Raw genomic sequence first — 13112 nt, forward strand, 5'->3', positions numbered from 1 at the left:
CGAAATCACTACGTCAGCAGCCACTGCAGGGGTTCGGTAAGGTCGTTGGACTGGCTACCAGCATGGACCACCGAGATTCGCTGGGAAGGCAACTCGATGTCACGCAGGCGCTCTGCATCGGCCAGCGTCGTCTTGGCATCGTCGTAGTCGCCGCCCTGGGCGCTGATTCCATAAATGCGCCTTTCCCAACTGGGGCCCAGGCCATTCTTAAGGAACTGGTCGAGCAGCGGCATCCGCCTGGCCAGGTACTCCTCGGGCGAGAGGCCACGGCCTGCCGCCTTGTCCCACGCGGAGAGGATGATGGCGAGGCGGCGCGGCCCGACGTCCAGTGGCTCGGTCTGCATCGACTGCAGCAAATCGACCAGTTGCACCTGCGTGGGCGCCACGTCCGGCGACCAGTCGACTAATGCCTCGGCTTCAGCTCCGTCTTCGGGTGGGATTCCGAGGTCTTCCATCAGCAGCTTTTCGTCGATCACCCACTTGGGCACGGTGACCTTGTCCGCGTGGATGAAGAGCAGCACGCCCGGCGCCTTGAGCCAGCCAGCGACCGTCTCGTCGCACTCGCGCCGGCCCCACATCTGCAAAAAGGCCTCGCCGGCGACGTCGGGAAAAGTGACCGTCTGCGGCTCCCCTCCCTCCGCCTTGAGGATCATCGACACCAGCTTATCGCCGCCCTGGGCGGTGCGTTCCTGCTTCTTGGCCGCCCGCCACTGGGAGGCGATCTCATGCAGGTGCTCGATGTTGCTGGCCTGCAAAGACACGTAGGTCAACTTGCAGGGCACCTCCTTCTCGCTGACCAGGTGCCACAGCGCGGCGAGGAAGGTGGTCTTGCCGGACCCCGGCAAGCCCATGACGACGACGGAACGTTTGCTCATTGGACGCCTTTCGCCACTGGCATCAGTCTGGCAAAGTAACGTTCCGCCTCAGGGACCTCAAAGACCATCGTGGCCGGCCGGTATCGCAATGGCTCGGCCATCCAGTACTCAAGCAGATGATCGAGGTTCTCGCCGCGCTTGGCGCCATCCGTGCTGGGCTGAGCCGCGATCCGGAAGGACTCGACGGCCGCGAAGTTCGTGCCGTAGTCGGCGCGCAGCCCTGCCACCAGGGTGTCGAAGCCCTGAAAGGCCCGCTCGCCGCCGTCGACAGCCTTGCGAATGACGTCCAGCTTCGTCAGCACGAGCGCCAGGCGCTGGCTGGGCCTGACCACGCCAGCCTCGACGAAGGCCTGTAGAGTCTGGCGGATTTCCGAGCGCAGGTTGTGACGCTGACCAGCATCCAGCAGCCGCTGGCCGTCGACGAGCAGGGTCAGCACATCGGCCCGCCTCAGCTCTGGGAACTCTTGCGCCGACATCGGGTTGCTCCGCGTCTCCAGGTACTCCTCGCCCGCCCGGTCGCCCAGCAGCACACTGGGTACGGCACCGGAATCGGTGTCGACGAGTTCCAGGTGATAGAAGCGGACCTCGCCGCGCTCGGTGCGAGCCGTGTTGGGCGTCGTGCGGCGCGACGCTGCGCGCGAATCGTGCGCGGCCTGCTCGAAGGCTTGCAAGGAGAAGGACTGGGCGAACGCCACGTTGCCAACCTGGCCGAGCTGGAACAAGTCATACAGGCCGGCGATCAGGCTGGTCTTGCCTGCGGCATGGGGGCCTGCGATGGCGATGACACGGGACGGCCTTTCCTTGACCACATCATCCGCCTCATCCACGGACAACGTGGTCGAAGCCTGCATGGCCACGCCATTCCTCGGTTCTGGGTATGCGCCTGACACTGATGCGTCCGGCGTAATCGGGATGCGGCCGAACTGCGGACAATCGGCCGTGTCGGAGAAGCCCTCGATGCAGCGGCCGTCCACCCCCACATGGCAGTCTGGGTTGGCGCAGCGAGGCGACGCAGCGCCTTCTTGCGGTTCAAGATCTGCCATGGCTATTTGTGAAGCAGGAGCTGCTCGCAGTAACAGAGGTCCGCCAACTGCAGCGGAGTCAGACGCGCAGCGGAGTCGATGTCGCAGACACCCGCCCAGCCTGCTATCCACGTGCTCTCGCCACGCACTTCCAGCCGACGCCTGATCCCCTCATGCAGCGGCGTGGTGACTGGCGAAGCCTTGTGCTTGTCCGCATCCGGCAGCGCGGTCTTGAGCCATTCGATCGGCAAGGCCTGGATGGCATTCGCGATCTCCATGGGCTCACTGTCCTCGATGCCGGCTCGCTCAAGCAGCGAGCCAATAGCGGACGCACCAGGCAGGGCAAAGGTGACTTCGGCGAGATCGCGAGCCAGCACGAATGGCTGCTGTTCACGGGAAACCTCCGAGAATAGCTGGCCGGCCTGGGTGCGGCCGCCTTGCAGCCACCACAGCATGTCCAGCTCTTCGGCCTGCATGCTGACGTAATGCAGCGCCCGCTGCTCGAAGGCCGCCTGCCGTTCAGCGAGCTGCTGCACGACGCCAGTAAAGGCCTCTGCAAGCAGGCTGATGCGCTCGTCGCTGCCCTCTGTCTCTTCAGCCTGCGTCGTGTCCACCTCAAGCGACGGCATCGGTCCCAACTCCAGTGACGGGCGGCGGCGCGTGGTCCGGGCCAGCGCCAGCCGTGCGTCCGCAGCAAGCCCGACGAGGTCCATGGGCTGCCTGACCTTGCGCAGGCCCTTGAAATGAGCCGTGCCGATCATCGTGGCCGCTCGTGCGGCCGCAGGCTCGCCCTGCTGCAGGATCACGGTGAGGGTGACCGCGGCCAGCAGCGCAAACTCCTCATCCGGCATCGCTCCGCCCTTGTCGGCCAGTTTGGTGCGGACCGCGCTGGTCGCGACCGTGGTTTGGTCGGAGCGGAAGGCGGCACGTGCGAGGGCATCCAGTTCCGCGTCATTGACCGACCTGGCCAGCGCCTGAACGGCCGCCCAGCGCGCTTCCATGGCATGTGGGTCGAGGGCCAACTGCACCGCCTCGTACCAACGCTGGAATTCAGCTTTCATTTCTCTCCCTTGTCTGGCAGTCAGCCTTGTTGTTGCAGAGCGTCGACTTCTCGGGCCAGCTGCTCGAGCAACCCTAGCTTGGCAGCGAGCCGCAGCCCACGGTCATACAGCTCCTCGTCAGTCAGCGCCAAGTCTTCCTGGGTGATGAGATTGAGCTTGAACATGATCTCGCGCTTCTGGCTGTCGGGCAGGTTCCAGAACCGAAAAACCAAGCCCTTTGTGCTAGGGCTGCTCATGGTCGCCTCCGCCGGCGTTGCGACGTGCACGGGTGCTCCGGGCGCGGCGGGCACTGCAGCGGCCGCCGGGGCGGACTGGGCTTCGGCCGGACGTATGACGTGCGTCGCATGGCTGGGGAAGAGAATGTCCTGGGCCCATACATCTTGCCCTTGTTTGGTCGTCAGCGCGATGAACCTCTCCGGACTCTTCTGCAGCTGGCGCACGTGCGCCCGTACCCGAACCACCCGGTCCTTGCCTGTGCCGACGACCTCAATGTCGATGACGTTGTAGCCAGGCTTCCAGTCGTGTTCGTGGCGCTCGGGGTTCACGGCACCAGCGCTGAAGCGCATGTAGCTGTCGGTCGAAACGCAACGCTGGCGATGTTCATGACCAAAGAACTGCAGGGGCGCACGGTCATTCACGGCATCATCGACGGCGTGTTCATCAAGGAACCAACGCGGTGGATGGTGAGACATCACCAAATTGAGCACGTCGGGCTCAGGATCCAGCACCGTCTGCAGTGGGCTGAGGTAAAGCCTGCCGGGCTGGTCATCGCGGCCGTCCAAGCCGGAGATCAATGTCGAGGTGAGGCCATGCAGGCGCAAGGTCACTCCGCCGCCGAGGTCGTCCAGGTTGTAGAACCAGTAAGGCTGAGCCGGGCTGACGAAACAGCCCAGAGGCGACGCGAAGGCGTTGTAGGCGGCCAGCGATTTGAACAACGCCGGGCCGGAATCAGGGTCCTTGAGCTGCGTCCGCAACACGGTTTCACGATGCTGCTGATGGGCATTGGCGATTGCAGCCTGCGCGTTCGAGATTGCCGCTGAAGCGCGGCAGGCGGACCTGTCAACATCGTGGTTGCCTGGGACTACGTAGATCCGGTCTGGACGACAACCGGAAGCGGCCGCAAGGTCCTTCAGCCACGCGTCTGCGGCGGCGTATTCGGCGGAATGACCCTTGAAGGCAATGTCGCCACTGACCAGGATGGCGTCTACCCCCTTTTCGGCACACAACGATACCAAGTCCGTCCTTAGGCGTGTCCGATATGGGCGCTCGGGGTCCGTCAGCGGTTCCAGGCAGTCGGGCTCTTTGAAGTGGATGTCGGAGAGATGCAGGAGACGCATTAACAAATCATAACGACTCTCTCGACGGTGGCTGGCGAACTGTGGACCAACGGACTGGGGAAGCCGACACGCACCGTCCAACCCAGATCGAGGACGGGGTTCAGCCGAATATGGATGGACAGCGGGCAAATGGCATTGGAGATTGGCGAGCTCAGGGCAATGGCCTACAAGTCAGCTCCAAACCCGCCCCTTCCGACCTGCGCACGCGTCACCCGTATCGTGTTGCGTCGTGATCAGGATTGCCCTTGACTAAGGGAGAGACCTCTGGAAACCGGAGAAGCCGGAACCAGTGCTAGAAACGGGGGCGGGCCTGGCCGGGCGGACCACTTCAAGATTTCATGCGGCCCCTCCACAGAGGAATCGAGCATTGCGCGAGCTGGTGGCTCCGTGCTGCTTAACTTTTAGGCACCCCGAGGCCATATGGCCCCGCTTGTTGTAAACCAAGCACTTCGGTGGCCTGGGAGCTGGAGAGCGGGTCGGGTTTCCCACAGGTTCTGTGGATAACTTGCCCTTGAAACCGACCAATCTGACTCGCGCCGTCGGGATCAGGGGGCACAGGACTTGCGACGCCCCGACACCTCAGACCAGCAGGCCCCGGTCGCGATACGCTTCAGCATCTGAAAAGCGATCGAGGGCTGAGCCAGCAACTCGCCTGTCGCAGTGGTTGAGGAGGCCCCTCACCACAGGGTTCACGGCCGAGATGTCACCACCTCTGCGGACAACGGAAGCCCAGACCCTGGATCCCCGTCAGGTGCGTCCCAGAGCGTGCCTTCAGCCCCAGGCAGCATTGCATTGGCCGCGAGACCTCCTGGCTGCTCTTGTGCCCCTGGAGAGCCTGCCGCGATCGCATTGAGCCCTAGCAGCTTGCGTGTCTCGTCGAGCCCGATGACCAGCACCAGTTGCAGCGCATGCCGAACGCCCTCGGCCAGCCTCCCGGCGCCGAGCTCGCAGGCCAGGTTGTGTTCGTCGTCGCTCAACCGAACGGGGCTGGCCTTCCCGATTGCCGGACGGCCTCGCGAACGCTTGGGCGCAGGGTCGGCCACCCCGGGAATGCCTACCTGCGTGGGCGCGGGCTCGTCCCGCGCCTGTCCGTCGTCTACATCCATGCCCTCGTCCTATGCGGCCAACCGTCAACACGAACGCCAGCAGGGGTGCTCGGCGTCGCCAGCGGTCATCGTCATCGCCTAATCGTCATCAGATGGTCACGCCATCCATTAAGCGATACCGGAAATTATGTCAGAAAAGTTCTGGGCTATTCCAATAGAATTTTGCGTTATAGCAGTCATGCAAATTAATTGCGCCGCTGCTCAACTCGACCGCCAGGATTGGAGACACCCATGGGCAGCTTGGCCACCGACAAGATCACCTACCTCAACGGTCCACAGGAGGCCGGTCCCACTCCCCTCCACAGCAAGCTGGTCCAGCTGCTGCAGGAAAGCAAGCAGGCACGCGCCCCCGCCAGGCAGTGGCTCTCTACCATCGAGGCCTTCAAGCAAAAAGGCGTGAAGGCGCTGGAACTCGAGGATACCGGCATTCGCACCTGGCTCGAAGCCCGCGGCGATGAGGCGATCACGCGCGAAGCGCTGATCGAGCACCTCGAGAACCGCACCTTCACGATCAAGGAGGTGGTGCTCAGCAGTCCGCAGTACAAAGGCTGGCACCAGAAGGGAGGCAACTACTTCGAGTTCCTCTACATCGCCAACTCCGAGCGCGACAACGTGATCGACCTCATCGAAGAGATCGAGTACCGCATGGAGCAGTTCAACTTCTCGCCCGAGCTGCTCGCCGAGGATCCTGCGGCCGTCATCCAACTCGAGAGGCGGCGCGAAGAACTGATGACGCATAAGGGAACCGCCTACGACTTCCCGCAGCACCACTTCAGCAAGGTCGTCAACGGCCGTCTGGGCCGCAACCTGATGGCCCATTGCCGCGTGACGATTCATGGCGGCATCTACTTCATCGAAGAAATCCAGTCCGACTGGGCCCAGCAAGGCCGTCGGAACAACTGGCAAACCGTCCCGAGGGGGCCGCTGGTCACCAACACCGAGGCCTGGGCCGGCATGGTGCTGCGTCGCCACCTCCAGCTGGCGGCGCAGATGCCCACCATCAAGCATGTCGCCTGGATCACGGAGTCCATGCGCAACGGTGGACAGCAGGACCTCGAAGGCGAGAAGACGAAGGAACTCCAGCGCAAAGCCTTCGGCGACTTTGTGTCGGCCCGCGTTGCCGAACTACGGGCCGCGCGCATCAACGCCGCCCTCCCGCCCGAAAGAGTCGAGCAGATCGAGGAGCAGATTGACGAAGAGGCCCGTCACGATGCTCATCGGGTCGGCCTGCGAGTGCCCGGCGACATGCTCAACGACTTCTATCTCAAGGTGGTCCCCAAGCTCGCCGACAAAGCGTTGGGTAAGTCGGGAGTGAAGGCATCCATCATCGAAGTGTCCCTGGGCACGCCGGCGCTGCCGGTCAAGGTGCCTGGCTTCGAGATGACCGACGCTGCGCGCCAGGAGCTCGCGGCCTCGCAGGTCGTCTACTCGCGGGCCCCTCTGCGCGCGATCCGCAATCAGTCCGAGCGCCGCATGGATCCCGCGACCTACAGTGCCGTGCAGCGTGGCCTGCACAACGCGCACGAGATGTTGGGCTCCGCCCGGCATGTCCTCTTCGCCTCGGCCGTCTACGACCTCGCCACAGGCCGTCAGGTCGCCGGGAAATACAGCAATCGCATCCTGGTCTCGCTCAACGCAGAGAACGTCGTTGGGGCCGTCGACCACGAGATCTTCCACTTCGCCCACGACAAGCTGCTGACCCAGCGCGAGCGCGACATGGTCGCTCGCGAGTTCGCTCCAGGCACGCTGCTTAACTTCCGCGTGCGTGAGGCGCTGGGCATCAACTCGCCGGCGGCGCGCCAGTGCCTCGAATCGGCCGAGGAAGCGGCTGCCCACGGCTTCCAGATGTGGAACGCGGGCCGCCTCTCGCTGTTCGAGTTGGAGGTGCGGGGCCTCTTTGACGAACTGCTCGAAGCCATCAAGGTGTGCATGCGCTGGATCCAGCGCGTCGTTCTCGAACATCGCGTCACGAACAGCGAAGAGCTGTTCATGGCGCTGGCGGCTGGCCAGCTGCGCAACGACGTCGACGAGGCACCCGCGCCGCACCTTGAGTCGCGCCACGAGGCTCACGAAGTCGGCTGACGCGCCATCACCCATTGGAGAACGTCATGACCGCACATAGCGCGCCTATTGCCAGCCTGAATTCGACGCTGGAATTGCTGGAAGAACTCGGTTTCGGCACCGACGACCCCATCAGCGCAGCCGATGCCGTCGAAGTCGTCAGCCGGTCCTACTGGGACGTCCTCGCATGTGTCGAACACTGCCGATGCACCAGGGCGGCGGACAATTCTGAGATCCGTGCTCACGCAGCGCTGGAGTTGCTCCTGAAGGCCTACCGGAGCGTCGGGATCGGGGCTGAGGGCGACGACAACGAGGTGGACGGTGCGGACCTGATCGAAGCGATCAACGACGTCCTGCAGGACGTCTATGCGGCAGCAGGGCGACATCCTGCCATCGGCAGCCTCGAGGACTGCCCGGCCGCACCGATGGGAGCCTGACGCGATGAACAAGCCGCCCTACCCTGTCTCGCCCCGATCGGCGGTGACGAGCACCATGATGAGCGCATCGCAGGTCACTTCCACACTGAAGCTGGCGGACAACCTCCGCGACGATCCCGACAAGGACAAGCGCCTGGCCGCTCAGCGGTGCCTGCCCTGTCACTACATCGTTCGACTCGCGGGCCAGGCCTTCACGCAGCAGCCGTGCGGGATCTGCCTCGTCGATCAGACCTACCCGAGTACCTCGACGGACGTGCTCTGCTTGCCATGCGCATCGGCACGCGAGCTGTGCAAACACTGCGGTGGCGATCTGCATCTGCGCACCGACCGGCGGAAGTGGTGGCAAGTCGCCGATCCTGAAGGGTCGCAAGGGGAGTGAAAGTAGGATCACTTATGGCTGCACTTTTGCGGCAACAAGTGATGCTATGGCGCCAGGTACCAAATAGCGCCCTGAAAGAGAAAACCCAGCGCACGGCTGGGCTTCCGGTCGCATCCTGGGGATGACGTCCCAGGTAGTACAGCGACCTCGGCGTGGACGAGGGCTCGATCACGCCGTTGGCAGAATTAGACCACGCGACCTTGTCCTGGTCAAAGCTCCTCGCGAACAACCCGAGGACGACGCGTCGGTGTTCGTGTCCACATTGCGCGTGGCCAAGGCCTCTGCGCCTCTCCCTGATCACTCTACGAAGTTCCGCGCGCATCATCTCGGAGCGTCAGGTTCGCTCGGCTCACCCAGGGAGTCGACATCGACAGAGGCCTCGCGCGTCTTGCCCAGGAAGAAGTCGAGGGATTGCGGCTCGCCTGGCGGCGGCTTGTGGCGCCCTGTCATCCCGAAGAACCAGGGTCGCGACTCGCGGTGGGCCTCCGGCCGGACAATGCGATAAAGGCGATCCCCGAGCACGGCGTGCTCGAGAACCAGGTGACCCGATACGGACCCGGGATGCGACGTAGACGCCCCCGGACCGAGGAGCAGACAATCTTCGAGCATGGAGGCCAGAAAGGGATCCATGAACTGCTGTGCCTCTTCGGAGGGCACCGGGATCAAGACCTCCTCGACCCTGCCGCCGCGCACCTCCTTGCGCATGACCGGTTGCGGTGGTCTGTCCGCCACCAAGAGAAGTCCGAAGTCCGCCTCGCGGAGCTCGATGACGATCTGTTGGCCTGCCGCACGCGCTTTGGCCCACTCTGCATCGTCATACAAGGTGCCCGCCGGCCGCGTCGAGTCTGGCCACGGCGGATCTGGCTGGTCGGTGAGTGGGGGCATGAACGGCTCCAAAACACCGCGGTCAATCGCGCCGCTGGGCTTCTTGGGCTGGCCAGGTAGGCAGGCCTGCGAGGAGCTGGGAGCGACTGTTGGTCGAGGAGTGTCTGCCGAGCGCCCTGCCCGCGCGCCGGCGGACTGGCTACTTCTTCTGGCGAGAGCCGCGAAGGCGCTTTGACCGCTCCGCGAGTTCCCTGAAGGCGATGAGGGCCCGCTGCTTGAGTTCGACAACGACGGGGCTGCTGTTGCCTCCCCAGGCGCCGGGCGCTGCGCGCCGCATTCCTGCTGAACTGGCTGGTCGGGTGGCAAGGCACGGCCCGAGCCCGCCTGTGCGGACCTGGTCCTGCCCAGAATCTCCTGCGCCCTGCTGGGCGTTCTGGTGGACTTGATAGCCGGTGTGTCCATCTCTCGTCTCCTCTGAAAGTGGTCGTGATGTGTCACTCCGCGCATGGACCTCAGTCGGCCCTCGCGCCGGCCATGAAGCGACGCTGGCCGTCGCCGTCATCGTGATCGAGCTTTGCTGGGCCTCTGCACCACCAGACGGCGGCCCGGCAGATGGTGTAGGGGCGATCACTCCGGCCACCTCCCGCGATCGTCTCATTGCGGCCTGGCGCAACAGTTCGACCCTGCTGAGAGCGGCCAGCGCGGCCTGCTCTCGCTCTGCCAGTTGCGCGGCCTGATCCCTGGCCCGCTCCGCAGCAAGCAGCTCTGCCCTCGCGGCCACGGTTGCGATCAGCTGCGCGCCTTCCGAGTTCCTGCCCGCCGGCTCACCCCTCACCTTGGCTGAATGCACCTGGTGCGAACTCGAAGTGCCAGGCAGCGTCGATTGCTCCACCCTACACAGCTCCCTCTCAAGAAGCCGTTTCACGCTGGAACGGTGCACGCCCAAGTCCCGCGCGATCTGTGCTTGCGGAACGCCGGCGGCCGCGTAGTCGCGCGCGCGCTGGTGCCAATCGGGCCTGCTCGCTGGTAGGGCAGCGGCGCGGCGCAGCCGCCTAACCTTCTGCTCGCTGGCCCCGAGCTTCTGCGCCACCGCCTTCACGTTCTCACCGGCGCCGAGCAGTTTGGAGGCCTCGGCGCGGAACGTAATGCGATCGGTTCGGCGCTCCGCGCGTCCAGGCGCCTTGTCGTCGCGCCGGCGCTGCTTCTCCCGGCCACCGATGAGGGTGCAGAGCTGGCGTTGCTCGCCTTCGCTGATCTGCAGGGACTCGATGAGGTGGTCATTGCTGGGCGTGTAGAGCGGCGACCAGTTGTCACCGCCGTTGAAAGAGACCTTCTTGCCTGAGCACTTGGCTTGAACCCTGGAGAAGAGAGTCGTCAGCGAACCGTCTTCTACAGGATTGAAGTCCTCGGCGCAGATGACCTGCGCCAGTGATGTGGCCTCTGGCCAGAAGTTCTTCGCGTTGACCACGTCAGCATGGGCAAGGAAGTTCATCGCCCAGAACATGAACAGATCTCGGCTTCCCCGGTCGATGCCACCACGCTGCATCGCCAGATTGCGCAAGTCAATGAAGCGCGCCCAGTTCAAGGACTGCACGGTGCCACCCTTCAGCCCGCTAGGCTGATGCGTGGCCGCAAACTGCTCCAGCAATTCGAGGTTTGTCACCGACGGAGGCAGTGGCTTCCCGGTCTTGACCGCCTCGACGATCCTACGGACTTCGCCCGCCGCGATGTCCTTGAAGGGGAGATCCCACCGAGCCTCAGGGATGCCACCCAAGAGGCCTGACACCCTCGCGAGCTCGACCTGGAGGCACAGGTTGTCGAAGTCATGGATTTGGCCACCGACCTTGCGCAGCCGCACGGTCTCCTCGGATTTGAGGGCCTTGCTGTTGGTGGAGCCGAGCAGCCTCAGAACTCGCGCGGCGTCACGGACTTTGACGTCGCAACCGAGGGTCCTGTAGATCTGAGTCAGCGCGCTTTGAAGAGCCTGCCAGCGAGGCAGGTGCTGAGCTGCCATGGGCTTCTCGAACACCCACTTCGCATAGAGCCCGCGGCCTGAGCCAACGATATAGCTCGGCTCAGGAAGCCCGATCTCGGCGGCCTGCTGAGAAACACGCTCGACGAAGGCGGCATCGGGGGTCAGGCCCAGGGTGTAGCAGTCGATGTCAACATAGGCAGAGCGGATCTCCATCAAGCTGGACACGCGCCGGCTCTTCGCGACGAATGCGGCCTGTGAAAGGTACGCATCAGGTGTCGAGCGCATTGCGCGCACAACGTCCTCCACCATTGCGGACGGGTACATGTTCTGGATCAGGCCCCCTGCGCGCGTCTTGCGCATGATGGCCACGTATCCATGCTTGCTGGGATGGAGCAGCCGTGCCTCGGCCGCGCCGTCCTCAAGGTCGACGTCTAGGAGCATTGTTTCTGCAACGACGGCAGAAAATCAGCTTGACCCAGTTATCCGATACCGCTTATTCTTGACCCTGTGAATTTGCTTTGAACGCCTCTTTGGGTGTTCTGCATGTGGTCCGGCCTTCCATGGTTGGATAAGCAGCAGACTCTTTGAATGGGTGGGTCAAGGATTGGCGGTCGGCTTGCGGTGTCAAGCCGACTTTTTTTTGCCTATATGTCTCGCATTGGTTTTGTGGAAGGCGCCGTACAGCAGAGCTGTTAGGCGCGCGATTATTGATTCCGCAACCAGAACTGATTGCGAACCATTACCGGCAATCAACTCCTTCACGTTCAAGGCGCCTGGCGTGCCAGACCTAGCGCCGTGGTCGATCAGTGGTAGCGATAGCCATCGACCTCATCGGACGAAGGCGCTTCGAGTTCAATGCGCAGGACCGTGTCCGGTCTCACGGGGAGCTCGGACAGGTTGCGTGCACGGCCGTGGAGGTCGACCAAGGCCTTCCCGACCTGGACCGCTACGGCCGCCGAAGGTGCATAGACCGTCAACTCGCCTTCCAAAACAAGACTGAGCGCCCCCTGGTGGCCAGCCCAGCCCGGCGCACCACCTCCGGCGACTTGTTCGACGCCTTGCTCGGCTCTGGCGTACTGCACCTGCCAAGGTTGCGGGTCGGACCGGACCTGGATGTTGTGAGGGCCGACCGCACTGGCCATCAGGCCCTGGTGGGTCTGCGGACGAAGGCTGGGGTCTTCCTCGAAGATGGAAGCCTCGTAGATGATGGGAACGATCCACTGGTTCATTCCGGACTGGCTCAAATAGGTAGCCACCGCGCGCTCGGTGTTTGAGCGCTCCTGCTGCAGCATGGCACGACCCAGACCGACGGCGGACGCTGCTGAGCCGCCCATCACCGACTCGTAGAGGCTGCTCCAGCGCTTGCTGACGTTGGCGACCATCGAGGCCAGCAGCGCAGGCACTGCGGCCGCAGGAAGATTCACAGGCACCAGGGCACTGTGATCCACCTGGTCATCAAAGACAGGAAGCTGCCCGGTGTCGGCCAAGGTGAACAGATAGGAGAGCTGCTTGTAATCCGGATGAATGGCGAACCGGCCGTCGGAATCGACGGTACCCACTACCCCGCTCAGGATCCGGTTCATCTGACTGGACCCCGCGTCGTCGAGCACGAACAGTCGGGTGTGCCCTTCGAGACCATCATGCGCGGCCTCATCCGTCGGCTCCTCGCGTACCGCCACCGCCTCTGTGTCTGCAGACGATGCCGTGGGCATATTGCCCTGTCCCAGCTGACCATAGGTGTACTCGACCGGGTCTTCGTGAGTGATGATCGTGACGGGGTGGGGTCCCTCAAGGCGCTCACGGTTCGGGGGCGCCATCAGTGTCGATCTCGGCGCGTCGTCATCTTCGATCAGCTGCGCGATCATCGATTCGACGTCCGGTGGAATCGATGTCGAGGTGCCAGTGACCTCGTCGGCGCTTGATGGGGCCGAAGCGGACGGCGTTGTCTGCTGAGCCGCGGCGGCCCGATTCCGCGCGATCAGCGCGGCGAAAGCGTTCTTGGACATCTCGATGGTCTCCTGTCGTTGAGCTGGA

The 13112-nt window shown here is 63.7% G+C and carries 11 protein-coding genes; 3 read left to right on the forward strand and 8 right to left on the reverse strand.

The annotated features are described in order from the left end of the window. Positions 1-8: 8 nt before the first annotated feature. From QRD43_RS20670 to QRD43_RS20690, 5 genes are all read right to left on the reverse strand, one after another. Positions 9-875, reverse strand: coding sequence for a TRAFAC clade GTPase domain-containing protein (locus tag QRD43_RS20670; RefSeq protein ID WP_285984404.1), 867 nt, complete (start codon positions 873-875; stop codon positions 9-11). Further along, positions 872-1918 carry a TRAFAC clade GTPase domain-containing protein gene (locus QRD43_RS20675; protein WP_285984405.1) on the reverse strand — a complete coding sequence of 349 codons (1047 nt, stop codon included), beginning with the start codon at positions 1916-1918 and terminating at the stop codon, positions 872-874. The genes QRD43_RS20670 and QRD43_RS20675 overlap by 4 nt, the downstream gene beginning before the upstream one ends. Positions 1919-1920: 2 nt before the next feature. Next, on the reverse strand, positions 1921-2958 hold the full coding sequence (locus QRD43_RS20680) for a GTPase-associated system all-helical protein GASH (protein ID WP_285984406.1): 1038 nt from the start codon (positions 2956-2958) through the stop codon (positions 1921-1923). Between the two features lie 20 nt (positions 2959-2978). Then, positions 2979-4295 carry a metallophosphoesterase gene (locus QRD43_RS20685; protein WP_285984407.1) on the reverse strand — a complete coding sequence of 439 codons (1317 nt, stop codon included), beginning with the start codon at positions 4293-4295 and terminating at the stop codon, positions 2979-2981. 689 nt (positions 4296-4984) lie between these two features. Continuing rightward, positions 4985-5401 carry a hypothetical protein gene (locus tag QRD43_RS20690; RefSeq protein WP_285984408.1) on the reverse strand — a complete coding sequence of 139 codons (417 nt, stop codon included), beginning with the start codon at positions 5399-5401 and terminating at the stop codon, positions 4985-4987. Positions 5402-5632: 231 nt separating this feature from the next. Between QRD43_RS20690 and QRD43_RS20695 the strand changes: the two genes are divergently transcribed. The 3 genes from QRD43_RS20695 to QRD43_RS20705 are packed head-to-tail and all read left to right on the forward strand — an operon-like array spanning position 5633 to position 8278. Continuing rightward, positions 5633-7483 (forward strand): hypothetical protein, encoded by a 1851-nt coding sequence (locus QRD43_RS20695; RefSeq protein WP_285984409.1) that lies wholly within the window; start codon positions 5633-5635, stop codon positions 7481-7483. Positions 7484-7509: 26 nt separating this feature from the next. After that, positions 7510-7899, forward strand: a complete 390-nt coding sequence (locus QRD43_RS20700; RefSeq protein WP_285984410.1) for a hypothetical protein — start codon at positions 7510-7512, stop codon at positions 7897-7899. Positions 7900-7903: 4 nt separating this feature from the next. Next, complete coding sequence (locus QRD43_RS20705) at positions 7904-8278, forward strand: hypothetical protein (protein WP_285984411.1); 375 nt, start codon at positions 7904-7906, stop codon at positions 8276-8278. A 321-nt stretch (positions 8279-8599) separates the two neighbouring features. Here QRD43_RS20705 and QRD43_RS20710 read toward each other — a convergent pair whose 3' ends face one another. From QRD43_RS20710 to QRD43_RS20720, 3 genes are all read right to left on the reverse strand, one after another. After that, the gene (locus QRD43_RS20710; protein WP_285984412.1) at positions 8600-9163 is read right to left on the reverse strand and encodes a hypothetical protein; all 564 of its coding nucleotides are present in this window, start codon (positions 9161-9163) and stop codon (positions 8600-8602) included. A gap of 139 nt (positions 9164-9302) precedes the next feature. Then, complete coding sequence (locus QRD43_RS20715) at positions 9303-11519, reverse strand: hypothetical protein (RefSeq protein ID WP_285984413.1); 2217 nt, start codon at positions 11517-11519, stop codon at positions 9303-9305. A 362-nt stretch (positions 11520-11881) separates the two neighbouring features. Next, the gene (locus QRD43_RS20720) at positions 11882-13084 is read right to left on the reverse strand and encodes a P-loop NTPase family protein (protein WP_285984414.1); all 1203 of its coding nucleotides are present in this window, start codon (positions 13082-13084) and stop codon (positions 11882-11884) included. Between the last annotated feature and the right edge of the window lie 28 nt (positions 13085-13112).

The organism is Roseateles subflavus (assembly GCF_030285365.1).
Lineage (GTDB): Bacteria > Pseudomonadota > Gammaproteobacteria > Burkholderiales > Burkholderiaceae_C > Roseateles_B > Roseateles_B subflavus.

What these genes read in the sequence shown, in the direction of transcription:
- QRD43_RS20670 (WP_285984404.1), bottom strand. Translation starts at nt 875, where the DNA reads ATGAGCAAACGTTCCGTCGTCGTCATGGGCTTGCCGGGGTCCGGCAAG.
- QRD43_RS20675 (WP_285984405.1), bottom strand. Translation starts at nt 1,918, where the DNA reads ATGGCAGATCTTGAACCGCAAGAAGGCGCTGCGTCGCCTCGCTGCGCC.
- QRD43_RS20680 (WP_285984406.1), bottom strand. Translation starts at nt 2,958, where the DNA reads ATGAAAGCTGAATTCCAGCGTTGGTACGAGGCGGTGCAGTTGGCCCTC.
- QRD43_RS20685 (WP_285984407.1), bottom strand. Translation starts at nt 4,295, where the DNA reads ATGCGTCTCCTGCATCTCTCCGACATCCACTTCAAAGAGCCCGACTGC.
- QRD43_RS20690 (WP_285984408.1), bottom strand. Translation starts at nt 5,401, where the DNA reads ATGGATGTAGACGACGGACAGGCGCGGGACGAGCCCGCGCCCACGCAG.
- QRD43_RS20695 (WP_285984409.1), top strand. Translation starts at nt 5,633, where the DNA reads ATGGGCAGCTTGGCCACCGACAAGATCACCTACCTCAACGGTCCACAG.
- QRD43_RS20700 (WP_285984410.1), top strand. Translation starts at nt 7,510, where the DNA reads ATGACCGCACATAGCGCGCCTATTGCCAGCCTGAATTCGACGCTGGAA.
- QRD43_RS20705 (WP_285984411.1), top strand. Translation starts at nt 7,904, where the DNA reads ATGAACAAGCCGCCCTACCCTGTCTCGCCCCGATCGGCGGTGACGAGC.
- QRD43_RS20710 (WP_285984412.1), bottom strand. Translation starts at nt 9,163, where the DNA reads ATGCCCCCACTCACCGACCAGCCAGATCCGCCGTGGCCAGACTCGACG.
- QRD43_RS20715 (WP_285984413.1), bottom strand. Translation starts at nt 11,519, where the DNA reads ATGCTCCTAGACGTCGACCTTGAGGACGGCGCGGCCGAGGCACGGCTG.
- QRD43_RS20720 (WP_285984414.1), bottom strand. Translation starts at nt 13,084, where the DNA reads ATGTCCAAGAACGCTTTCGCCGCGCTGATCGCGCGGAATCGGGCCGCC.